Source organism: Mesorhizobium quangtriensis (assembly GCF_040081925.1).
Classification (GTDB): Bacteria; Pseudomonadota; Alphaproteobacteria; order Rhizobiales; family Rhizobiaceae; genus Mesorhizobium_K; species Mesorhizobium_K quangtriensis.
The window spans coordinates 1,216,323-1,240,505 of sequence record NZ_JBEBMF010000001.1; the positions used below are offsets into that span (position 1 = coordinate 1,216,323).

At 63.7% G+C, this 24,183-nt stretch carries 17 protein-coding genes; 10 read left to right on the top strand and 7 right to left on the bottom strand.

The annotated features are described in order from the left end of the window. The first annotated feature begins 83 nt into the window (after window positions 1–83). On the top strand, window positions 84–1,265 hold the full coding sequence (locus ABMA32_RS05955) for a hypothetical protein (protein ID WP_349012794.1): 1,182 nt from the start codon (window positions 84–86) through the stop codon (window positions 1,263–1,265). Between the two features lie 17 nt (window positions 1,266–1,282). Here the strand turns inward: ABMA32_RS05955 and ABMA32_RS05960 are convergent, their stop codons facing one another. The 3 genes from ABMA32_RS05960 to ABMA32_RS05970 form a co-directional block, all read right to left on the bottom strand. After that, a complete protein-coding gene (locus ABMA32_RS05960) occupies window positions 1,283–2,884 on the bottom strand; it encodes a cisplatin damage response ATP-dependent DNA ligase (protein ID WP_349012795.1) in 1,602 nt (533 codons plus the stop codon). Window positions 2,885–3,053: 169 nt separating this feature from the next. Further along, window positions 3,054–4,064, bottom strand: a complete 1,011-nt coding sequence (locus ABMA32_RS05965; RefSeq protein WP_349012796.1) for a ligase-associated DNA damage response exonuclease — start codon at window positions 4,062–4,064, stop codon at window positions 3,054–3,056. 488 nt (window positions 4,065–4,552) lie between these two features. Beyond that, the gene (locus tag ABMA32_RS05970) at window positions 4,553–5,233 is read right to left on the bottom strand and encodes a TrmH family RNA methyltransferase (RefSeq protein WP_349012797.1); all 681 of its coding nucleotides are present in this window, start codon (window positions 5,231–5,233) and stop codon (window positions 4,553–4,555) included. A 100-nt stretch (window positions 5,234–5,333) separates the two neighbouring features. Here ABMA32_RS05970 and ABMA32_RS05975 point away from each other — a divergent pair, with 100 nt between their 5' ends. The 3 genes from ABMA32_RS05975 (at window position 5,334) to pdeM (ending at window position 9,721) form a co-directional block, all read left to right on the top strand. Continuing rightward, window positions 5,334–6,245: a class I SAM-dependent methyltransferase gene (locus ABMA32_RS05975; protein WP_349012798.1), complete on the top strand. Its 912-nt coding sequence runs from the start codon at window positions 5,334–5,336 to the stop codon at window positions 6,243–6,245. Window positions 6,246–6,462: 217 nt separating this feature from the next. Next, window positions 6,463–8,997, top strand: a complete 2,535-nt coding sequence (locus tag ABMA32_RS05980) for a ligase-associated DNA damage response DEXH box helicase (RefSeq protein WP_425475475.1) — start codon at window positions 6,463–6,465, stop codon at window positions 8,995–8,997. Window positions 8,998–9,019: 22 nt separating this feature from the next. Next, on the top strand, window positions 9,020–9,721 hold the full coding sequence (gene pdeM / locus ABMA32_RS05985) for a ligase-associated DNA damage response endonuclease PdeM (RefSeq protein ID WP_349013341.1): 702 nt from the start codon (window positions 9,020–9,022) through the stop codon (window positions 9,719–9,721). On the opposite strand, the gene ABMA32_RS05990 is transcribed toward pdeM, so the two are convergent. From ABMA32_RS05990 to ABMA32_RS06005, 4 genes are all read right to left on the bottom strand, one after another. After that, entirely contained in the window at window positions 9,718–10,344 is a 627-nt protein-coding gene (locus ABMA32_RS05990; RefSeq protein WP_349012799.1) for a hypothetical protein, read from the bottom strand. The genes pdeM and ABMA32_RS05990 overlap by 4 nt on opposite strands. Window positions 10,345–10,348: 4 nt before the next feature. Beyond that, window positions 10,349–11,182, bottom strand: a complete 834-nt coding sequence (locus ABMA32_RS05995; RefSeq protein ID WP_349012800.1) for a TIGR02186 family protein — start codon at window positions 11,180–11,182, stop codon at window positions 10,349–10,351. Window position 11,183: 1 nt separating this feature from the next. Beyond that, complete coding sequence (locus ABMA32_RS06000) at window positions 11,184–12,104, bottom strand: sulfite exporter TauE/SafE family protein (protein ID WP_349012801.1); 921 nt, start codon at window positions 12,102–12,104, stop codon at window positions 11,184–11,186. 182 nt (window positions 12,105–12,286) lie between these two features. After that, a complete protein-coding gene (locus tag ABMA32_RS06005) occupies window positions 12,287–16,123 on the bottom strand; it encodes a peptidoglycan-binding protein (RefSeq protein ID WP_349012802.1) in 3,837 nt (1,278 codons plus the stop codon). Between the two features lie 454 nt (window positions 16,124–16,577). Between ABMA32_RS06005 and ABMA32_RS06010 the strand changes: the two genes are divergently transcribed. From ABMA32_RS06010 to ABMA32_RS06035, 6 genes are all read left to right on the top strand, one after another. Then, window positions 16,578–17,036 (top strand): MerR family transcriptional regulator, encoded by a 459-nt coding sequence (locus ABMA32_RS06010; RefSeq protein ID WP_425475496.1) that lies wholly within the window; start codon window positions 16,578–16,580, stop codon window positions 17,034–17,036. Window positions 17,037–17,270: 234 nt separating this feature from the next. Beyond that, window positions 17,271–19,067, top strand: a complete 1,797-nt coding sequence (locus ABMA32_RS06015; protein ID WP_349012804.1) for an acyl-CoA dehydrogenase C-terminal domain-containing protein — start codon at window positions 17,271–17,273, stop codon at window positions 19,065–19,067. Then, a complete protein-coding gene (locus ABMA32_RS06020; RefSeq protein WP_349012805.1) occupies window positions 19,064–20,233 on the top strand; it encodes an acyl-CoA dehydrogenase family protein in 1,170 nt (389 codons plus the stop codon). The genes ABMA32_RS06015 and ABMA32_RS06020 overlap by 4 nt, the downstream gene beginning before the upstream one ends. Window positions 20,234–20,263: 30 nt before the next feature. After that, window positions 20,264–21,472, top strand: a complete 1,209-nt coding sequence (locus tag ABMA32_RS06025; protein WP_349012806.1) for an acetyl-CoA C-acetyltransferase — start codon at window positions 20,264–20,266, stop codon at window positions 21,470–21,472. A gap of 2 nt (window positions 21,473–21,474) precedes the next feature. Beyond that, on the top strand, window positions 21,475–21,936 hold the full coding sequence (locus tag ABMA32_RS06030) for a cupin domain-containing protein (RefSeq protein ID WP_349012807.1): 462 nt from the start codon (window positions 21,475–21,477) through the stop codon (window positions 21,934–21,936). Window positions 21,937–21,956: 20 nt separating this feature from the next. After that, window positions 21,957–24,173 (top strand): FAD-dependent oxidoreductase, encoded by a 2,217-nt coding sequence (locus tag ABMA32_RS06035; RefSeq protein WP_349012808.1) that lies wholly within the window; start codon window positions 21,957–21,959, stop codon window positions 24,171–24,173. Window positions 24,174–24,183 lie beyond the last annotated feature (10 nt).

Genomic DNA, 24,183 nt, shown 5'->3' on the forward strand with positions numbered 1-24,183 from the left:
TTGCCGCCGCAAGACGTTGCCTCATCGCTTTCATGGGGTTAACCATCGCTCATGCGAATGGTCGCGATGGGGAAGAGCGGTAATTGGATCCGGTAGAAAAGGCGATCCGTAGCGCGCTTGAGAAGGGAGACGCACAGGACAGGACCTTCCGCGAGAAGGTCTATCGGTCCGCGTTTGCCGCGCTCGAGCGTTCGACGCAGTCCAATCCGCAACTGACGGTTGAGATGGCCATCAAGCGCAGGCAGAACCTGCAGGCCCGGATCACCAGCATAGAGGCGGAATATGTAGGGCCGCAGCCCCTGCCGGTCGGGCCGGAAGAGATTGCCGACGTGCTGGCCGACGCGGTTGAAATCCAGGGCAACGCCGCCCCGGTTCCGTCCGTCGATGAAACCCCTCGCGATTCCGGACGCGGCGCGGCAGCGCCGCCGGTGGGTATCGATGCCGGAACGCCGGCAGGCCATGCGCCTTCCGTGGATATCGGCGCCACCACCGCGCGGGAAGTCGGGGAGCCGGACTTCGGGACACCCGATATCGGCGTTCCGGTTCGCGGCGAGCCGCCTCTGGCCGGCACGCCTGCCGCAACGGTCGCGCCCGATCGCGATGAGCGTCGTGCGCGCCGTCGCAGGCCGTTCGCGGCAATGTTCATGATCCTGACCCTGCTTTGCATCGCAGCGATAGGAGGCTGGTGGGGTTACCAGACAGGCCTGTTCGATTTCCTCTCGTCCCCGCGCGTCGCCTCGCCGCCGCAACTGGTCGAGGAAGACGATTTCGATCCGGGACCGGATGGGTCGGCCGAGCCGGGCGACCTTGGCGGTTCGCAGGAACTGCGCAACTGGATAACCGTGTTTTCGCCGGGCGACCCTTCCGGCGTGAACGCGCCGACAGGCGCGACGGCCGATGTGAGCCAGGACGAGTCGGGATCGTTCATCAGGATACGCTCCGGCTCCGATGGCGCGGATGTCATCTTCGACGTTGGCCAAGGCGTGCTCGAACAGATTGCCGGCAAGAAGGCGGTCTTCGACGTATCGGCCCGCGCCGAGGATGGCCAGCAGACGCAGATCTCCATCAGTTGCGACTTTGGCGAAATGGGCGACTGCGGCCGCAAGCGCTATGCCGTCGGCTATGAGCGCGGCGAATATCTGTTCGACGTGGCGCTTCCCGCCAACAAGCCGGGCGCGGGCGGCTCGATCGCCATCAATTCCGACTTCGCCAACGAGGGCAAGGCAGTCGACATCTACGAGATCAAGGTCTCGGTGGTGGAGTGACGGGCTCGCCATAGCCGTCAATCCAGCATCGCCCGAAGCGTCTCGATCCTGTCCGCCTCGATGGTCGGCTTGTCCCAGCGCAGCCGCGAGATGCGAGGAAAGCGCATGGCGACGCCGGACTTGTGCCGCGTCGAGCGGTTGAGCCCCTCGAACGCAACTTCCAGCACCAGCCCGTTGTCGCGGTCGGCGCGCACCGAGCGCACGGGGCCAAAACGCTCGATCGTGTTGTCACGCACGAACTTGTCGATTTGCTTCAGTTCCTCGTCGGTGAAGCCAAAATAGGCCTTGCCGACCGGCACCAGTTCCTCTTCGCCTGCCGCCCCCTGCCAGACGCCGAACGTATAGTCCGAATAGAAACTCGATCGCTTGCCGTGGCCGCGCTGGGCATACATCAGCACGGCGTCGACCGTGTGCGGATCGCGCTTCCATTTGAACCACGGCCCCTTCGGTCGTCCCGCCAGATAGGGCGAATCAAGCCGCTTCAGCATCACGCCCTCGATGATCGGGTGGGGCGGGTTTGTCCGCATCTGGTTGAGCTCCTCCCAATCCGTGAAGTGTGCGAGCGGTGAAAGATCGAACCGGCGTGGATCGAGCGTGGCCACAAACGCTTCCAGTCGCCTGCGGCGCTCGATGAAGGGCAGGGGACGCAGGTCTTCCTCCCCAAGCTGCAATATGTCGTAGCAGCGCATGAAGGCGGGAAATTTCTCGCGGATTTTGGGTGACACCGACTTCCGGTTCAGCCGCTGCTGCAAGTCGGAAAACGTTCCCGTCGCCTCGCTCGGGTCGCCGACCAGAAGTTCGCCATCGAGTGCAGCGGAGAAATCCATAGCGTCCACGAGGTCGGGAAACGCGCCGGACACATCATCGCCGGTACGCGAATAGAGCCGGCGGATGCCGCCTTCCGAAACGGCCTGAACGCGGATGCCGTCCCATTTCCATTCCGCGGCATAGTCGGCGGGTTCAAGCTTTTCGAGGTCGCGGTCCTCGACCGGGTTCGACAGCATGACCGGGCGGAACAGCGCCTTCGCCGCCTTTTCGGGTTTGGGCGCCTTGCCTTCCAGCCAGGCGAACAGCTCCGTATAGGGCGGCTTCAGCCCATGCCAGAGTTCCTCGATCTCCGCCACGTCGACCTTGCCGAAATCGGCGAGCGCCTGCTTGGCCAACCGCGCCGAGACGCCGATGCGCAGGCCGCCCGTGACGAGCTTGATGATGGCGAAGCGCGCCTCGATGCCGGCGCTGTTGAGCAGTCGCGCCAGCACGGTCGGGCCGTCCGAGCGGCTGGCCGATTGCAGCGCATCCACCACCTCGCCGAGCGTGGGCGTATGGTTTGGTTTGAGGTGCAGCGGCGGTTCCGGCCAGACGAGCGAGACAGTTTCGGCGAGGTCCCCGACATAGTCGTAGGAATAGCCGAACAGCACCGGGTCCATCCGCTCGGTGACGAGCGCGCGCAGCATGGCGGGCTTGATGGCAGCGATCGACAGGTCGCCCGTGATCGCAGCAAGCGCGTAACCACGGTCAGGATCCTCGACGGCGCGGAAATAATCGACCAGCAGCGTCAGCTTGCCGTTGCGCGCTGGCGTCAGGACCAAGCGGTCGAGGAGTTCGGCGAAGCGATTCATGGCCGGCCGCTTTCGCTGGGTAGCGTCCGGGGGGAGATCGGCAGTTGCAGTGGCGTCGCCTTACCAGCACCGCATGGGATTGGCGAAAGTCGTGATGACGTCTGATCTCCCCCCTTGAGGGGGAGATGGCCGGCAGGCCAGAGGGGGGTATGAGGCAGAGCAGAAGCCATCAATCGCCCTCGTCCTCATACCCTACTAGATGCAGCGCCTTGGCCGCGATGCTCTGCAATTCGCACCAGCGCACAAGCGCTTCCTCACGCCCATGCGTCACCCAGATTTCGCCAGCGCCGGTTTCGACGATCGTCTCCAGCAATTCGTCCCAATCGGAATGGTCGGAGATGATAAGCGGCAGTTCGACGCCCCCCTGCTTGGCACGCTGGCGGATGCGCATCCAGCCGGAGGCAAAGGCGGAAATCGGGTCGGGGAAGCGCCGCGCCCAGCGGTCGGCGAAGGCCGATGGCGGGCCAACCACGATCGCCCCGGCGAAGTCGCCTTTCGCGCCGCCTTCGACCGTTGCCGGCCGGAGGTCGCCGAGGTCGATGCCCTGCGACTGGTAGTAGTCGCAAAGCTTCGCCAGCGCGCCGTGGATGAACACCGGCTTCTCGTAACCGGCATCGCGGATCAGCCGGATGACGCGCTGCGCCTTGCCAAGCGCATAGGCGCCGACCAGATGCGCCCGCTCCGGAAACTGCTCGGTCGAGCGGATGAGCTTGCCGATCTCATGGGTATCGGGCGGGTGACGGAAGACCGGCAGGCCAAACGTCGCTTCGGTGATGAAGACATCGCACCGGATAGGCTCGAAAGGTTGGCTCGTTGCGTCCGGCCGGCGCTTGTAGTCACCCGATGCCACGATGCGCGTGCCGTCATGTTCGACGCAGATCTGGGCGGAACCCAGCACATGGCCGGCCGGATGGAAGGTCACATCCACACCATTGACCTGGATAGTCTCGCCGAAAGCCGCGGCTTGCGTCGAGCCAGCGAAATCCTCGCCGTATCGAAGCCCCATGATGTCGAGCGTCTGCTGCGTCGCCAGCACTGCGTCATGGCCGGCCCGTGCATGGTCGGAATGGCCATGGGTGATCAGCGCGCGCGCCACGGGCCGCACCGGGTCGATGTAGAAATCTCCGGGTGGGCAATAGAGGCCTGCGGGTTTCGGGCAAAGGAGGTCGCGTGGGCGCATGGCGCAAATGTAGGCATTCGGAAGCGTCGGGGAAGGGTGGGGGCGCGTGGTTGCTGACACGATGGTGGTTCTATCTTGGCGCACGTTCTCGTCGCCACGCCTCGTTTCCGATCTGGCCATTGCCGATTGTGTGGGAAGCGGCGCATGGCAGCGACGTCTTCAAAGTAATAATTATGACGCGCTGCCATGCGCCGCCGGCGTTTATCCCCCTGCCGGCGCCCGGCCCATCGGCTTCCGTTATTCTGGAAGCCGCGAGCGCTCGAGGCGGCAGACGGTCGGACGTCCCGCTCAGTCCAGCGGAAGCACCCGGCGCCACACTTGCCCCTGAATGCTGGCTGTACACACCAGGTCCCACAGGCAAGTTGCGGGAAGGATTATCGTTCAGGCTGGAATGGCGTGGATAGAAACGGCGAAAAATTTCGTCGTGTCGAACGAAATCAATGGATTGGGTGAATGATGCATTCACACAAGTTGCCGAAAATATCCTGCTAGTCGGATGCCTTGCCCACCAACGTCGTCTCGCCTTCGCGAGGCATCACGGTCGGCAGCGGCTCGGCGCGTTCACCTTTCTGCTTCCTGCGGCGATATTTGCTCTGGTACTCCCGGCGCTGTTTTGCGACCTCATAAAGGACGATACCCGAACTGGTGCCGAGATTGAGGCTCTCGATCATACCGAACATCGGGATCGCGACGCACATCGCGCTGCGTTCGACTGCAAGCGGACTGATGCCGCGTGTTTCGCTGCCGAACCAGACAGCCAGTTTCGTCGGCTTTGTGTAGTCGCCTTCATGGAGATAGACGTTGGTCTTTCCTTTTACATGCGGAGACGTGACGATTGAGACGAAGCCCTTCTTTTCCAAGTGATCGAAGCATGCCTCGGTGTTGTCGAAACGTCTTACGAACGTCCATTTGACCGCGGATACCGAGGTGCCCGAAAGCGACTTCCTTTCGCGCATGGCTTGCCAGTCGTCTGGAAGCGACTTGCGTGGATCGACGATATAGATTTTCTCCACACCGAGCGCGTTGACGTTCCGGATGACCGTCCCGATGTTCTTGATGTCGTGAGGATCTTCCACAACTGCGATCAGGTTCTTGCAGCGAAACGACTTGATCGCATCCGCGCGTCTTCGGACTGAAGGTTTGGATTTTTTGGGCTCGATAGTTTCCATGCTGACTTCTTAACACGTGCAGGTTGTCCTTCAAGAGATGTGCGTCCAACGTTCCAATACAAGGTCTTGTGGCGGCTTAGGCCGCGAGGGGTAAGCGACCATGGCCAAACCGCTCGACACATCTTCCGGCGACATTCTTGCCGACCGCCGCGCCGACTATGCCGAGATGTTGTTTGGTTCCGGCGAGGCTCTGCCCGCCGCCGAACTCATGCTCGACGCGCTGGAACTGGCGCCAAACTGGGCGATCGGCTGGTTCCGGCTCGGCGAGTTTCATGAGACCGCAGGAGACATGGAAGCCGCGGCCGAAGCCTGGCGCATGGCGCAAAAGCTCGACCCGGCAGACCGCGCCGGCGCTGCGCTCAAGCTTGCGCTCGCGGGCAAAGCCAGCGCGGCGGATGCGCCGCCATCGGCTTTCGTCGAGGCGCTGTTCGACCAGTATGCGGAAAAGTTCGACCATGCTCTGGTGGATACGCTTGGCTACCGCGTGCCGGAGTTTCTGGCGGACGCGATCGCGGCTGCGCATCCCGGCCGCTTCCAGCTGGCGCTCGACCTCGGTTGCGGCACCGGGCTGATGGGCGAGCGGTTAAGACCCGCCTGCGACCGGCTCGAAGGCTTCGACATCTCGGCGGAAATGCTGCGCAAGGCGCGCGCCAAGGGCGTCTACGATCGGCTGGAGAAGACCGACCTGCAGGCGTTTTCCTACGATGGACCGAAGGCCGACCTTGTGACGGCCGCCGATGTTTTCATGTATGTCGGCGCGCTGGAGAGCGTGGTGAGGACGGTGGCCGGATTGCTCGCTGAGGACGGGCTTTTTGCTTTTTCGGTCGAGAAACTCGAGGCGATGGATGGCTTCGCGCTGCAGTCGTCGCGGCGCTATGCACATGCGGAGGCTTATGTGCGGCGGGTGCTGGGGGAGACGGGATTCGCAGTCGTTTCGATGGAGGCGAAGATCATCCGGCAGGATCGCAACGAGCCGGTGACGGGACTGATTGTCGTGGCGGAGCGCAGGTAGCGCCATTTCCTCGCGCCCACGCAGGTGGGGGAGAGGTGCCGAGCATAGCGAGGCGGAGAGGGGGGACCCTACCGTCGCAAAGGCCCCCTCTCCGTCTCGCCTTTGGCGAGCCACCTCTCCCCCGCTTGCGGGGGAGAGGAAATGGCGCCCTTCATTCGATCCCCTTTTGTTCCATTTTCTTCTTGGCGTATTCCCGTCCCCGCGCTACCTCTGCTGCGTGACGCGACTGAAAAAGCCCAAGACCGACCCAGCCAAAACCGCCGCAACCCTGCCGGACCAGTTCATAAAATGGTTCGCGGAGAGGGGCTGGTCGCCGCGCGCGCACCAGATAGAGCTTCTGGGCAAGGCGCAGGCGGGCAAGTCGGTGCTGCTGATTGCACCGACAGGCGCGGGCAAGACGTTGGCCGGTTTCATGCCGACGCTCACCGACCTTGCTGTCAGGCCGAAGCGCAAGCCGGGCGAAGCGCGTCGCGGCATACACACACTTTATATCTCGCCGCTGAAGGCGCTGGCAGTCGATATCGAGCGCAACCTCGCCAAGCCGGTCGAGGAGATGGCGCTGCCGATCACGCTGGAGACGCGGACCGGCGACACGCCTGCCCACAAGCGCCAGCGCCAGAAGCTCGTACCGCCCGACATCCTGCTCACCACGCCGGAGCAACTCGCGCTTCTGATCGCCACGTCGGACGCGAAGCGCTTCTTCGAGGACCTGCGCTACGTCGTCTTCGACGAGCTGCATTCGCTGGTGACATCGAAACGCGGCCATCTCCTGTCCCTCGGGCTGGCGCGGTTGCGCGCCATCGTGCCCGGGCTGCAGGTCATCGGCCTTTCCGCCACGGTGGCCGACCCCGAAGAGCTGCGTCGCTGGCTCGTGCCGCAGGAGCCGCCGGGCGCGATGGCAGAGCTCATCACAGTTGCGGGCGGGGCCAGACCCGACGTGACGGTGCTGGATTCACGCGAGCGCGTACCGTGGCAGGGGCATTCGTCGCGCTACGCGATCCCCGAAATCTACGACCTCGTGAAGCAGCACCGCACGACGCTGCTCTTCGTCAACACGCGAAGCCAGGCCGAGCTGCTGTTCGCGGAACTCTGGCGCATCAACGAGGACTCGCTGCCGATTGCTCTGCATCACGGCTCGCTCGACGTCAGCCAGCGCCGCCGTGTCGAGAAGGCGATGGAGACCAACAGCCTGCGCGCCATCGTCGCGACGTCGACGCTCGACCTCGGCATCGACTGGGGCGATGTCGATCTTGTGATCCATGTCGGCGCGCCGAAGGGAGCGTCGCGGCTGGCCCAGCGCATCGGCCGCTCCAACCACCGCATGGACGAACCGTCCAAGGCGATCCTCGTACCGGCGAACCGCTTCGAGGTGCTGGAGTGCCGCGCCGCGCTCGAAGCCTCGACGATCGGAGCGCAGGACACGCCGCCGCTGCTGACAGGCGCGCTCGACGTCCTGGCGCAGCATGTGCTGGGGGTTGCCTGCGGCGCGCCTTTCGATCCCGACGATCTCTACCGCGAAGTCCTGACGGCGGCGCCTTATGCAGGGCTTGCGCGCGAAACCTTCGACCGCGTCGTCGACTTTGTCGCCACCGGCGGCTACGCGCTGAAGAGCTACGAGCGCTACGCCCGCATCCGCAAGACCAAGGAAGGCCTGTGGCGCGTCAGCCATCCGCGCATCGCCCAGCAATATCGCCTGAACGTCGGCACCATCATCGAGGTGCCGGCGCTGAACGTGCGCTATGTCAGGCAAGGCAAGGGACCGGTGGCGCGCGGCGGGCCGGTGCTCGGCAAGATCGAGGAAGCGTTTCTGGAGACGCTTGTCCATGGCGACACCTTCCTGTTCGCCGGCAAGGTGCTGCGCTTCGAGGGCATCCGCGAAAACGAGTGCTATGTCTCCAACGCGCCCGGCTCGGACGCCAAGGTGCCATATTACGGCGGCGGCAAGTTCCCGCTCTCGACCTATCTCGCCGACCAGGTGCGCGCCATGCTGGCGGATCCGAAGCGCTGGAAGGCGCTGCCAGAACAGGTCGCCGACTGGCTGCGGCTGCAGGCGGAGTTCTCGGTCCTGCCGAAGCGTGGCGAGCTTCTGGTCGAGACGTTCCCCTATGGCGACCGCTTCTACATGGTCGCCTATCCCTTCGAGGGCCGGCTGGCGCACCAGACGCTCGGCATGCTTTTGACGCGCCGGCTGGAGCGGGCCGGCGCCCGGCCGCTTGGCTTCGTCGCCACCGACTACGTGCTCGGCGTCTGGGCGCTGGGCGACATGGGCACAATGTTCAAGAAGGGCAAGCCGTCGCTCGGCCAACTTTTCGACGAGGACATGCTGGGCGACGATCTCGACGCATGGCTGGCCGATTCATGGATGCTGAAACGCACTTTCCGCGCCTGCGCGCAGATATCGGGCCTGATCGAAAAGCGTTTTCCCGGGCAGGAGAAGAGCGGCCGGCAGGTGACGGTGTCGGCCGACCTCATTTACGACGTCTTGCGCACGCATGAGCCGGACCACATCCTGCTGCAGGCGACGCGGGCCGACGCTGCGGCTGGCCTGCTCGATGTCAGCAGGCTTGCCGACATGCTGTCGCGAATCAGGGGCCATATCGTGCATAAGGACCTCGACCGCATCTCGCCGCTGGCCGTTCCGATCATGCTTGAGGTCGGGCGCGAGCGGGTGGATGGCGAAGCCGGCGACTCGCTTTTGTCTGAAGCGGAAGACCTGATCGCCGAGGCAATGGGAAGCAAAGGGAACTTGTAGGGACGTGAGAGGGGCAGAGCCGATCTTTTTACCGGGTGAACCGCACGCCGCCGAGATTTCGGTGGCGGGGGAGGCTGCGCTTTGTGATCGACGCGGCGCGCTCTATTTCCCCGATCTCGGTATTCTCTGCGTCTCCGACCTGCATCTGGAGAAGGGCTCGTCGCTGGCGCGGCGCGGCATGCTGGTGCCGCCCTACGACACGGCCGCGACGCTGCTGCGTTTGCAGGCGGTCATCGACCATTACCGGCCGAAAACGGTCGTCAGCCTCGGCGACAGCTTCCATGACGGCGAGGGCGCGTCGCGCCTGCCGAGCCAGATGCGGCTCGACCTGTCGGCGCTGATGGCGGGACGAGACTGGTTCTGGGTGTCGGGCAACCATGACCCTCAGCCGCCCGCCGGTCTGCCGGGCGATACGGTTGAGACGCTGGCGGCGGGCAGGCTCACTTTCCGCCACGAGCCGTCTAAGAAGTCCGATCCCGGCGAGATCGCCGGACACCTTCATCCCTGCGCGCGCATCGTCCAGCGCGGCCGGTCAGTGCGCCGACGCTGCTTCGCCAGCGATGGGCTGCGCGTCGTCATGCCGGCCTTCGGTGCCTACACGGGTTCGCTGAATGTGCTCGACCGCGCCTATGCCGGCCTGTTCAACGCCGACGGCCTGTTCGCCTACATGATCGGCGCGAGCAAGGTGTTCGCGATTTCCGGCGCTATGCTGAGGCCGGGCTAACCAACGATCTGCAGATAGTCCTGCGACCGCATTGTATGCCATCGCTCTGGACGTTTGTCGCGACTGCCACCTTCAGAGGGGTGAGCGTAAATTCCAAGAAGAAAAGCGTACTCGTCGAGCAATGCAGCCGTCTGGTTGATATCTGTACGCTGGAAGCGCTCCGCATCAGAATCGAAAACGGCGTACAGCAACTCTATTCCCTCAATATCGATACTAAGTTTGGGATCACTCGGATCGGGGTGAATGCCAACCTTGACTCCATCGAGCCCCCATACCCCTGAACTCAGCATCGCCGACGGTCGCCCCTCGATAGGGAGATCGTCAAGCGACAGCCCAAGGAGTTGGCAAAAACTGTGAAACTTTTTCCCTGTCAGAGCAGCAGGATCGATCTTCAGCCGCTCTATGTGGTGAGGTTGTTCAACCGAGAACGAAATCTCGAGTCCCGAATAGCCCCAATCCAAAGGGAATTGGAAATCGTGGACATCGGTAACCCACCATCTTGGCGGTCCGATAAGGGCCGCGACGTCGAGCAATGTTAGGCCGAATGAGATCGGCCCTAAAGTGCCGGTCTGCAGAAATTTCCTTAGGAACGCGGTCCGGCGCTCAAAGCTGCGTCGAGCCACTCGCTCAGTCTTTCCTGAACACGACCCGCCCCAGCCAGCCGGTCAGCACGGCAAGCGCGGTGGCGAGGATGCCGTAGGCAAAGCCGTGATTGCTCGAGAAGCGGTAGATCGTCTGCTCGAAACCGGCCTTCACGATTGTGAGGTAGTCGGAGCTTTCGCTGATGAAGATACCGTTCTTGAACAGGAAGGCGCGCGCCTTGTGCGTCCCGACAGGCACGCTGGGCGAGAGCGGCAGCGATGCACGAAACAGACTCTGCGACAGGAATTCCACGCCGCCGACCCGCATGTTGAAAAGCCCGCTGGCTGCCTTGCGGTCGCGCAGCGCACTTCGGAATTCGTCGATCGTGACGGGATTGCCTTCGCGGTCGAGCGGCTCGATGTGTAGATTGTCGGCCCCCAGCGACAGCCGCTTGTAGCTGGCCGCGTCCGTGATGTCCTGTGGCATGCGGGTGGTCGCCACCGAGTAGGACATCGGCACGTTGACGAAGGTTTCGGACGCCATGTTGATCCACATGCCGAGCACGCGGTCCTTGCGGCGCACGACGACCTCGCGCGCCGGTCCCTCCAGCACCACGACCACGTCGTAGCGCCCCTGCCGCGCGACCTGCGGATCGATATTTTCGACCGAGCCGAAGATCGTCAGGTCGGCTCCATCAAAGTCCGCAGTGATCTCGACGCGGTTGGTCGAAAGGCCGATCTGGATAGCCTCGCGACTGGTGTTCTGCTGCAGGGGTTCGCTCGAAAGCGGCGTCAGGCCTTCGAGCGAATCCTGTGCCGCGACCGGCGCCGCCGCTGAGGCGAGGATCAGGAAGAGTGCTGCGGTTGCGGCGCGGGTCATCTCAGTAACCCGGCGTCGCCAGCGAGTAGATGGAGTTCGGACGCACGAACAGGTCGAAGCCGAGACGCAGCGCCACCGCCAGCACGAGCAGCGCAAGCAGCGCCCGAAGCTGTTCGCCGCGCAGGCGCTGGCCCGCCTTGGCGCCATATTGCGCGCCGGCCACCCCGCCGATCATCAGCATGAAGGCGAGCACCACGTCCACGGTGTAGTTCGTCGAGGCATGCACGATGGTCGTGAAGGCTGACACGAAGATGATCTGGAACAGCGAGGTGCCGACGACGACATTGGTCGGCACCTTCAGCAGGTAGATCAGCGCCGGCACCATGATGAAGCCGCCGCCGACGCCCATGATCGCCGACAGGAAGCCGATGCCCGCGCCGATGCCGATGACGGGGATGACGCTGACGAAAAGCTTGGATGCGCGGAACCGCATCTTCAGCGGCAGGCGGTGAATCCAGTTGTGCTGGCCGGATTTCTTCAGCGTCGGCGCGGCGCCGTCGCGCGCACGGCGCAGTGCCCGCACGCTTTCCACGAGCATCAGCCCGCCGACCACGCCAAGCAGGACGACGTAGAGCAGCGAGATGAAGAGGTCGAGCTGGCCGACGGCGCGCAGGAGCGTGAAGACATAGATGCCGATGGTCGATCCCAGCACGCCGCCCGCCAGCAGCACCGTCCCCAGCTTGAAGTCGATCGTCCGCTTCTTCATGTGCGACAGCGCGCCGGAGAAGGAGGACGCAACCACCTGATTTGCGCCGGTCGCCACGGCGATCGCCGGGGGGATGTTGTAGAAGATCAGGAGCGGGGTGATAAGGAAGCCGCCTCCCACGCCGAACATGCCGGACAGGAACCCGACCGCCGCGCCCATCGCCAGCAGCACGAACAGGTTGACCGACATTTCAGCGATCGGCAGATAGATGCCCACCTGAGATACGTCCCGATAACAAATGCGCCCGGCCGCCGTAGCGACCGAGGCGCGTTAGCCCGTCCTTGCGCCGACAATGCGGCGAAGTCAAACTTCACCGCATTTGTAGAAATAAACGGTATCTCAATTGGTTAAACCATGTGTTGCCGGCCGCTGACGGCCGGCTTGCGACGGTTGGAACGTCAACCGCGACCCATGAGCGTACGGACCAGCGTCTCGTCGATCTTGCCGCTCGGCTCGAGGCCGTTGTCCTTCTGGAACTGTGCGATCGCGGTCCGTGTCTTGCCGCCCATCTTGCCGTCGGCCGCGCCGGCGTCGTAGCCATTCTTGTTGAGAATCTGCTGCACTGTCTTCACGGCCTTCGACAGGTCGATGGAAGCTGTGGTCTGGGCGCTTTCCTGCCAGGCGGCGGGGATGTCGACCGAATTGGCTTCCGGCAACAGCGCCTTCGGCCTCCAGAGTTCGGTCGCGGCGCGGGCGCGCTCGAGCTGTTCGGGACGGAGCGCCTTTCCGATCTCGTCACGCTTGGTCGCGGCATCCTTGTCGCCGGTCTTGGCCACGAGAGCGAACCATTTGTAGGACTCTTCCAGGCTCTGCTTCATGCCGACGCCCTTGGCGCTGAGGATGCCGAGGTTGAACTGGCTGTCCTTTACGCCGAACTCGGCGGCTTCGAGAAACCATTTGGCGGCCGCGTCGTTGTCGGTTCCGCCGGCTGCGCCCATGGCGTAGAGAACGGCGAGGTTGTGCATGGCAGCGGCGTTGCCCTTTTCGGCAGCCTTCAGGTAGAGGTCGCGCGATCGCGGCAGGTCGCGCTCCACGCCGATCCCTTTCTCATACATGTTGCCGACGCGATATTGCGCCGGGGCGAAGCCGAGGTCGGCGGACTTCTGATACCACTCGGCGGCCTTGGCCATGTCGGGTTTCCCGCCGCGCCCGTCGGCATAGTGGGTCGCGACGGCAAACAGTGCCTTGGCGTCGCCGGCGGCGGCCGCTTCGCGCAGCGCGAGCGGGCCGGCATCGGCCGGGATGTCGATCATGACGGTTTCGATGGCAACGGCAGCGGATGCCTGGCCAGCGGCCTGATTGGCGATCTGCCCGACCGTGGAGACGGCCGCGACCATGACATCGTGCATCGGCATGTCGTCGGCGCCGGCTTCACCGCCGAAGCGATCGGCGGCAGCCTGCGGGCCGTCGCCATCCTCGTCCGCGGGCGTCGTCCCGGTGGGGACTGCCATGTCGACGGTGTGCCGCTGCGTCTCGGTCATGGCGGCACTGATGTCGTCGTCGCTCTGATCGATTTCAGCCGGTCGCGTCGACAGAGCAGGCGGTGCTGCCTTGACAGGCGCCGGCGCCATGCTCGCTGCCTGGGGAGCGCCCTGGCTGGCCGCAGTCGGCGCCGGTTCGTTGACGGTGGCGACCTCCGCGCTGTCGCCCATCAGGTTCTTGCCGAGCTGCAGGCCGGCAAGCGCAGTTACCAGCGCGGTTGCGCCAAGCAGCAGGTGCTTGCGGCGCGACTTCAGCATGTCGCCGATGCGCAGCGCCTTGACCGGGCTGCCGACATCGGACTTGCGCTTCTTGACGTCCGCCTCTGCTGCCGCAGCCTGCGCCGCGCGGCGGGCGGCGGCGATGAAGTCGGACTTGCCGGCGTCGGTTTCGCTGTGGCGCACCACGGGCGTGCGGTCATCGCGCACCCGCTTCATGATGGCGTTGAGGTCGGGCGCGCCCGAACCGGGTTCCAGCGGGCGATTGACCGCCTTGGGATCGAGCGGCATGTCGAGGCCGAGCTCGGGCATCGGCACTTCCACTGTCTCCGACAGCGTCGAACCAGCCAATTCAGGTCCTTTGGTCTTCGAAGCCTTCCTGGCCTTCTTTTCGGTGGTCTTGTCACCCTTCTTCTTCAGGGCGCCGACGAGGCCAGCGAACAGCGAACGCCGTTCGACCTTTTTCTTCTCGGGTTCACTCGCGTGTTCGGCGCCCAGTGCGGCCATGGCTGCGGCTGCCGCGGCCTGTGCCGGCGTCCGCTCGACGACCACGTCCCGCGACAAGGCGAGGTCCGACGGCTCGGCATCCGCGAAGATATCCGCATCGATGGATGGCGCGTCGGCGATCTCGATCTTCTGGTCGGTCGGAAGTTCGCGTTCCTCAGGCTCGGACGGTGCCACGCCCATCGCGGCGGCCTCGCGTTCCAGCGTGCCCATCCGGTCGACGATCTTCAGCAGCGTGTCGTGGATCGCCTCGAAGGTCTTCGAGTTGCGCTCGTCCGAGCGACGGGTCAGGTCCTCGATGGCCTTCAACTCGTCGGCGAATCCGCCGACCGCGGCCGAGCCCGGCTGGCTCTCGGCCAACGAACGGACGGCCGTCTCGGCGGCGGCGCGCGCGGCGTCCAGAATGGATTCGCGGCTCTGCGAGATCGATTTCTCGATCTCCACCAGCCGCGGCGAGATGTCGACGAATTCCGGCAGCACGGCACCAGGCTGTGCGAGGTGCTGCGAGAGGCCCGAAACCTGCGCTTCCAGGTTGCGCACGAGTTCAGGATCGATGTTTGCGAACTGGCTGGCCGACTGGTCGAGCCGCTTCGAGATGTTCTCCAGCCGCGTTTCGAGCGCGCGGATCGCCTCGTCGGCGAGGCCGTCGCGGGATGCTCCGCCCAGCGTCTCGGTCAGCGCCGAGAACCGGCGATCGATCTCCTGCATGATGGCGCTGCCGTCGAAGCCCGCACCCGCCTTGCCACCGTCGATGCGCTCGGCGACGTCGTTCAGCCGACGCTCCAGTTCACGGAACAGCGCGTTGCCCTGCTCGATGGCGTCTTCCTGACGCTTCTCGAACAGGTTGGACAGCACGTCGAGACGCTGCTCGATGCCCGTGAAGATCTCGTTGGCGTCCGGCATGGACGGAACGCGGTCGATCTTGTCGGCGATCACGGAGATTTGCCTGGCAAGGCGCTCGATCGCTTCGTCGGGCATTGTGGTCTGGCTCGCCAGCGCATCGACGCGTCGCGCCAGCGCCTGGAGGTGTTCGACGAAGTCAGGACCAGGCCGGTCTTCCGTCACCTCCTCGATCTGCTTGGCCAGCGCCGAAATGCGCGCCTCGATACGCTCGAAGGGCTCGGGGTCGAGGTTCTTCTGCTGTGTAGCCATCGTCGCGCTGACGATGGCGCGCGAGATCTCGTCGAGGCGCTCCTCGATATGCGTGAATATCTGATTGGTCCGGCCGTCCTGCCTGTCGATGAAATTGTCGAGAGCGCCGGCCAACGTGCGCACCTTCTCTTCAAGGCCGCCGAGCGGCAGAGACCCCGGCAGCTTGCCGACCGCCTGGCTGATCTGCTCAAGCCGGTCCGTCAGCGCCAGGAGATCGTTCGAGTAGGAGCTTTGAGCGTCGCCGGTCGCGATGCGGTTCTCCAGGTCGTCGAAACGACGATCCACCGAACGCACGGTTTCCTCGCGGGCCACGGCGCCGAGTGCCGCCTTCAGCCCCTCGATCTCGCGACGCATCATGTCCATATTGCGGTCGTCGCCACGCTCGCTGAGCAGTTGGACGGCGTTGGAGAGGCGCTCGACGTCGTTGCCGAGTTTTCCGGCCGACCTTCCGTCGTTCAGATTGATACGCTGGAAATCGCTGCGCAGCGTATCGAATTCGCGGCTGAGGCTGGACGCCATCTGATGGCGCAATTCCTCGCGCAGGCCCTTGATCTCGGCGGCAATCTTGCCAAACGCCTCGACGCTGTCGGAGTCACGGCGCACGCGTTCTAGGTCGCGCGCGATCGTCTGGTAGGAGCTGTCGAAGCGATCGCCGCGCTCCGTGGCGCGCTGCTGGGCTGGGGTGCGGGGCAGTTCGTAGCCCCGTTCACGGCCTCGGGAGGGCGCGGCCGGCTGCGGCTCGTATCCGCTGGCTTCCTCGCGGTTGCGCTCGAGCCTATGCTCCAGCGATTCCAGCGACCGGTTCAACTGCTCAAGCGACGCATAGGACCGGCGCTGCCGGCCTGCGTTGACTGTATCGAGGTAGGACCGCTTGCTGTTCATTGAAACGCCCGTTTGCCTCGCTGGTTCGGAACCAGCCTCGTGATTCGTTCTGTCGGGCCTGCCGGGCGGGGTTGCTTCCTGCCGTTGAAGACCTGTGCCTTCCGGGAAGCCTTTAAAAACAGGTACTGGAATTGGCACGGCGAACCGACAGGCTCACAATTCCCTAAACGTGGTAAACAAGGCGTTAACCACGTTTACGAATTGGCAAACTTCGTAAAAAAATCGGTATCGAGGTCGGAATTGCGGCGTCCGAGCCGGTCAAACTGCCGCATGGGAACGGTCGAAAGGCCGGGTTGCATCTGCGGAACATCGGGATTATACGCCTGCCCTTAACGTAAGCAGGGTGCTTTGGCGCCAGCTTGCGAAGCATTTGTCGAAACCAAGATCGGAAGCCGTCCCCCCGCCGCTCCGGTCAGGCGCCCTCCCAGCGCCGCAAAAGGGAAGTTCAATGATGATGACCTTTAATCAGGCCGGCGCCGCCGCGCCGGTGAATGACGATGTCGTTTCTGACGGGCAGGAAGAGTATACCCGCATCGGCGACATGGCGAAGAGCTTCGGTGTTACCCTGCGTACGCTTCGCTTCTACGAGGACAAGGGCCTGATCAGCCCGAAGCGCGACGGCTCGACCCGTCTCTACACCCGCCGCGACAAGGCCCGGCTCAAGCTCATCCTGCTCGGACGCAAGGTGGGGTTCTCGCTTCGCGACGTGAAGCAGATGATGGATCTCTATGATCCAAACGGCACCAACATCAAGCAGTTGCGCCTCACCATGGACAAGTCCGAGCGCCAGCTTGCCCGGCTTCAGAAGCAGCGCGTCGCGATCGACGAGGCGATGTCCGAGCTCTCCGCGCTGATGACGGCCGTGCGCAACCAGCTTGCCGAACGCAACGCGCCGACGGCGGTTGCGAGCTGACGTTTTAGGACGGCCGTTCGTCCGCTGAATTTATCGAGAAAGGCCGGTGGCGAACGCTGCCGGCCTTTTCGTTTGGCCGTTCTCGTGCGGAAATAGCAAAACAGCCATAAAACGAACGCGGCCTAATATTGACGTTTGCGTAAACGTCAATATTTTAGGGTGACGTTCCTGATTGCGGCAGGGTTAGGGTGCTCAAACGCCAGACAGCCGCGAAAGATCGTCCCGGAGGAAGACATGCCGCCCTATACGGCGCCCGTGCGCGACACGCTTTTCGTTCTAAACGACGTTCTTGGCTACGAGCGGTACTCGAATCTCCCCGGTTTCGCCGACGCTTCGCCCGACATTCTGGAAGCCATCCTCGGTGAGAGCGCGAAACTCACCGAAAACATCATCCTGCCGACCAACCGCGCCGGCGATCTGGAAGGCTGCACGCGCCACGAAGACGGCTCGGTGACGACGCCGAAAGGTTTCCGGGAGGCTTTCGACGAATATCGCCAGGGCGGCTGGCTTGGACTCGCCGCACCGGCGGAATTCGGCGGGCAGGGGCTGCCCTATGCGGTCCACACCGCTGTTTCCGAATACATGATCTCCGGCAACATGGCGCTGCTGATGTATGCGGGCCTGACACAAGGCGCGATCGCTGCCATCGTGACGCACGGGTCCGACGAGCAGAAATCGACCTGGTTGCCGAAGATGGTCGACGGGACCTGGACCGGCACCATGAACCTGACCGAGCCGCATGCTGGCACCGACCTCGGTCTGCTGCGCACCAAGGCCGTACCGGCCGATGACGGCAGCTACAAAATTTCCGGCCAGAAGATCTTCATCTCGGCCGGCGAACACGACATGGCCGACAACATCGTCCACCTCGTTCTGGCCCGCATCGAAGGCGCGCCGGAGGGCACGAAGGGCATCTCGCTCTTCATCGTCCCGAAATTCCTTCTCGACGTCTCGGGCAATCCGGGGACACGCAACGGCGTTTCCTGCGGTTCGCTCGAGGAGAAGATGGGCATCCACGGCAACGCCACCTGCGTCATGAACTATGACGGCGCGACCGGCTGGCTGCTCGGCGAGGCGAATGGCGGGTTGAAGGCCATGTTCACGATGATGAACGAAGCACGTCTCGGCGTCGGGCTTCAGGGGCTCGCCATGGGTGAGGCCGCTTACCAGGGTGCCGTCGCCTATGCGAAGGACCGCCTGCAGGGCCGCTCGCTTTCGGGGGCGAAGGAGCCGGACAAGAAAGCGGACCCGATCATCGTCCATCCCGATATCCGCCGCATCCTGATGACCATGCGCTCCGTCAACGAAGCCGGCCGCGCGCTGGCGCTCTGGACGGCGCTGAAATCCGACATCGCGCATCGCTCACCCGACGAGAAGGACAGGCAAGCGGCGGACGACCTGCTCGGCCTGATGACGCCCGTGGTCAAGGGCGTGCTCACCGACAAGGGTTTCGAGCACGCGGTGATGGCGCAGCAGGTCTTCGGCGGCCACGGCTATATCGAAGAGAACGGCATGAGCCAGTATGTGCGCGATGCGCGCATCGCCATGATCTACGAAGGCGCGAACGGCATCCAGGCGCTCGATCTCGTCGGCCGCAAGCTGCCGATGCATGGCGGTCGCGCCGTGCAGGCCTTCTTCAAGGAGGTCGGCGACTTCTGCGAGGCCAACCGTTCCGACGAGAAGATGGCGCCCTTCACCAAGGCGCTGAAAAAAGGGCTGAACGACCTGCAGGCCGCCACCATGTGGCTCGTGCAGAATGCGATGACCAAACCCGACAATGCAGGTGCCGCCTCGACCGACTATCTCAATCTCTTCGGGCTGGTCGCGCTCGGATATATGTGGGGCCAGATGGTGAAGGCAGCGCAGGACAAGCTGGCGGCGGGCGCGGGCGATAGCGCCTCCTTCTACGAGACGAAGGTCGTCACGGGTCGCTATTTCATGGAGCGCGTCATGCCCGAGACATCGGCGCACCTCGCCCGCATCTCCACCGGATCAGATACCATGATGGCGCTGCCGGCGGAGGCGTTTTGACCGCCCCCTCATCCATCCTCAACCTCCCGTCGCCCGCATGGCGCGGGGAGGATGTCGGCATGCTCTACGACATGGCGACCCGGTTCCTGTCGGACGAAATCCTGCCGCGCTACGGGGAGTTCGAGGACAAGGGCATGGTCGACCGCGCATGCTGGGAAAAGGCCGGCGCGGCCGGCCTGCTCTGCGCGTCCATGCCAGAGGAATATGGCGGCGCAGGCGGCACCTATGCGCATGAGGCTGCCATCATCGAGGCGATCGGTCATGTCGGCGTCGACGGGTTTGGCATAGCGCTCCACAACGCCATCGTTGCTCCTTACATCCTCCATTACGGCTCGGAGGAACAGAAGAAGAAATGGCTGCCAAAACTCGCCACCGGCGAGTTGATTGGCGCAATCGCAATGACCGAGCCTGGCGAGGGGTCTGACCTCCAGGGCATTCGCACGCGCGCCGAGAAGGACGGCAACCACTACCGCATCAACGGCTCGAAGACCTTCATCACCAACGGCCAGCTCGCCAACCTCGTTATCGTCGTGACGAAAACTGATCCCGACAAGGGCGCGAAAGGCACTTCGCTGTTCGTCGTCGAGACCCACGAGGTCGAAGGTTTCGAGCGCGGCCGCAATCTTGAAAAGATCGGCATGAAGGCCAACGACACGTCGGAGCTTTTCTTCAACGATGTCCGCGTTCCGGCCTCCGCATTACTGGGGTCCGAGGAAGGGCAGGGCTTTGTCCAGCTTATGCAGCAGCTACCGCAGGAGCGCCTGCTGATTGGCACGCAGTCCATCGCCATGATCGAGCGCGCGCTCGCCGCGACAATTGATTACGTGAAGGACCGAAAAGCCTTCGGACAGAAGCTGATCGATTTCCAGAACACGCAGTTCAAGCTTGCCGAACTGAAGACCGAGGCCACCATCGGCCGTGTCTTCCACGACGATTGTGTCGCGCGCCACATCGCCGGCGGACTCGACCCCGCAACCGCCTCGATGGCGAAATACTGGCTGTCGGAACTGCAGGGCAAGGTCGTCGATGAATGCCTGCAGCTCTTCGGCGGCTATGGCTATATGACAGAGTATCCCATCGCGCGCATGTTCCGCGATGCCCGCGTGCAGCGTATCTATGGCGGCACCAACGAGATCATGAAACTGCTGATCGCGCGCACGCTTTGAGCCGCGCCTGAGGAAGCAAGGAGAAAGAAGATGGCCGACGCTTTTGTCTATGACGCAGTGCGCACGCCGCGCGGTCGTGGGAAGAAGGACGGATCGTTGCACGAGGTCCCAGCGGTGCGTCTTGGCGCCAAGGTGCTGGAAGCGCTGCGCGACCGCAACGGGCTCGACACCTCGACCGTGGACGACATCATCTTCGGCTGTGTCGATCCGGTAGGCGAGGCGGGCGCGGTGATCCCGCGTTCGGCCGCCTTCGAGGCCGGCTATGACGACAAGGCGCCGGGCATGCAGATTTCGCGCTTCTGCGCGTCCGGTCTTGACGCCATCAATTTCGGTGCGGCCAAGATCGTGCAGGGTTCCGACGACATCGTGATCGCCGGCGGCGTGGAGTCGATGAGCCGCGTCGGCATGGGCATGTCGGGCGGCGCCTGGTACATGGACCCCTCCGTCGGCTTGCCGGGCTGGTTCGTGCCGCAGGGCATCTCGGCCGACCTCATCGCCACGAAGTACGGCTTCTCCCGCGACGATGTCGACGCCTATGCGGTCGAGAGCCAGAAGCGGGCGGGCAACGCGTGGGAGAAGGGCTACTTCAAGAACTCGGTCATTCCGATTCTGGACCAGAACGGCCTCACCATCCTCGACCATGACGAGCACATGCGGCCGACGACCGACATGCAGGCGCTTGCCGCGCTCAACCCGTCCTTCGTCATGCCGGGCGAGATGGGCGGTTTCGATGCGGTAGCCGTGCAGAAGCATCCCGAGATCGAGGAAGTGAACCACGTCCACCACGCCGGCAATTCGTCCGGCATCGTGGATGGCGCGGCAGGCGTTCTGCTCGGCTCGAAGAAGGCCGGCAAGATGCTTGGCGCAAAACCTCGCGCACGCATCCGCGCCTTCGCCAATATCGGTTCAGAGCCGGTGCTGATGCTGACGGGACCCGTCGATGTGACCGAGAAGCTGCTCAAGCGCGCGAAGATGAAGCTATCCGACATCGACCTGTTCGAGCTGAACGAAGCGTTCGCGAGTGTCGTGCTGCGCTACATGCAGGCCTTCGACATTCCGCATGACACGATCAACGTCAACGGCGGCGCGATTGCCATGGGCCATCCGCTCGGCGCGACCGGCGCGATGATCTTCGGTACGGTGCTGGACGAACTCGAGCGGCGCGACCTTAACACCGCGCTGGTGACGCTCTGCATCGGCGCGGGCATGGGCACCGCGACCATCATCGAGCGTGTCTAGAGATGCCCAGGATTGACATAGATGCGGTGCCTGCCCGTGTCGGAACGGGTTACCCGAAGATTTTCGCCGCAATCGCGGAAGGACGTTCGCGGAAGCGTCTTGGCGATGCGGCAGGCCTCGACCAGTTCGGTGTCAACCTGACCACGCTGGCGCCCGGGGCGGGGACTGCCCATCGTCATTGGCATCACAGCGAGGATGAGTTCGTCTTCGTGCTCGCGGGCGAGGCGACTCTCATCGATGATGATGGGGAGACAATTCTCGTCGCTGGCGACGCGGCGGGGTTCAAGGCGGGCGTCGCCAACGCACACCAGATTGTGAACAAGAGCAGCCGCGACGTCGTGCTGCTGGAAATTGGCACGCGCGCCGCGCAAGACCGCGGCGTGTTTCCCGATATCGATCTTGCTTTCGTCAAAGACGACACCGGCTCTCGCTTCACGCGAGCCTCCGGCGAAGCTTTCGACTGACCGGCCAGAAGGATGCGAACATGACCTACAAGAACTTCACGGTCGAAACCGACGCCGACGGCATCGCGCTCGTCACTTGGGACATGCCTGACCGTTCCATGAACGTCTTTACCGAGGAGGTGATGGACGAGATTGACGCGATTATTGACGCCGTCGTCGCCGATGCTGACATCAAGGGCGCCGTCTTCACCTCGGGCAAGGAAACCTTTTCCGGCGGCGCCGACCTCAGCATGCTGCAGAAGATGTTGGGCATCTTCCACGCCGAGAAGGCGAAGGACCCGCAAAAGGCGACGAAGATGCTGTTCTATGGCGCTGGCCGCATGGGCTGGCTATGGCGCAAGCTCGAGACCTCAGGAAAGCCCTGGGTGTCCGCCATCAACGGCACCTGCATGGGCGGCGCGTTCGAGCTGTCGCTGGCCTGCCACGGCCGCGTCGCTGCCGATGCGGATCATGTAAAGATGGCGCTGCCCGAGGTGAAGGTCGGCATCTTCCCCGGTGCTGGCGGAACGCAGCGCGTGCCGCGCCTCACCGATCAGCAGCAGGCGCTGCAGATGCTGACGTCAGGCCAGACTCTGACGCCGAAGAAGGCCAAGGCCATGGGCCTCATCCAGGAGATCGCCGAGCCCTCGAAGCTGATCGAGACCGCCAAGGCGATGATCAAGAACGGACTGAAGCCGGTCCAGCCCTGGGATGAAAAGGGCTTCAAGCTACCGGGCGGTCCGATCTATTCGGCGGCCGGCGCGAACCTCTGGCCCCCGGCCATCGCCATCCTGCGCCGCGAGACCTGGGACAATTATCCCGCTGCCGCTGCGATCCTGAAATGCGTCTATGAAGGGCTGCTCGTGCCGTTCGACACGGCGCTTCGGGTCGAACAGCGCTATTTCACCGAGATCATGCAGTCGAAGGAAGCGGCGGCGATGATCCGCTCGCTCTTCGTCTCGCTGCAGGAACTGAACAAGGGCGCGCGCCGCCCGGCCGACGTCCCGGAGACGAAGTTCACCAAGATCGGGGTCATCGGCGCAGGCTTCATGGGCGCGGGCATCGCCTATGTCACGGCAAAGGCCGGCATTCCGGTCGTGCTGATCGATCGCGACATCGAGGCGTCGGAGAAGGGCAAGGCCCATTCGGAAGGCCTAATCTCCGACGCGGTTAAGAAGGGCCGTGCCAAGCCCGAGGACAAGGAGAAACTGCTCTCGCTTATTACGCCGTCTGCAAACTACGCCGACCTCGACGGCGCGGACCTCGTTATCGAGGCGGTATTCGAGGATTCGGAGGTCAAGAAGGCGACGACCGAAAAGGCGGAAGCCGTGCTGAAATCGTCCGCCATCTTCGCGTCCAACACCTCCACCATCCCGATCTCGTCGCTCGCGAAGAATTCGGTTCGGCCGAAGAACTTCGTCGGCATCCATTTCTTCTCGCCGGTCGATCGCATGATGCTGGTCGAGGTGATCCTCGGCAAGAAGACCGGCGACGAGGCTCTGGCGGTGGCGATCGACTATGTGCGCGCCATTAAGAAGACGCCGGTCGTGGTCAACGACACGCGCGGCTTCTACGTCAACCGCTGCGTGCTGCGCTACATGTCGGAAGCCTACAAGATGCTGATCGAGGGCGTACCTGCGCCGATGATCGAGAATGCCGCGCGCGCAGCCGGCATGCCGGTCGGCCCGCTGGCGCTGGCCGACGAGATCGCGGTCGACCTCGCCCAGAAGATCATGAAGCAGACCATACGCGACCTCGGCGAGAAGGCCGTCGATCCCGAACAGGTGAAGCTGATCGACACGCTTGTCGACAAGCACGGCCGCCTTGGTCGCAAGAACGGCAAGGGCTTCTACGATTATCCGGCGAAGCCCGCGAAGAAGAAGCTTTGGCCCGGCCTGAAGGATCTCTATCCGCAGAAGAATCCTGAAGACGTCGATTTTAAGGAGCTTCAGAAGCGCTTCCTTTATACCATTGCCCTGGAAGCCGCGCGGGTCATGGAAGAGGGCATCGTTACCGACCCGCGCGAGGCCGATGTCGGCTCAATCCTCGCCTTCGGTTTCGCGCCCTACACCGGCGGCGTGCTGTCCTACATCGACGGCGTTGGCGCGGCGGAGTTCGTGGCTGGAGCGAAGGTGCTGCAGAAGAAATACGGCGTCGAGTTCAAGTCGCCGAAGCTGCTGCTCGAAATGGCGGCGAAGGGCGAAACCTTCTACCAGCGGTTCGATCCTTACGCGAAGGGCGAACGCAAGGCGGCGTAGGACCGGGCGC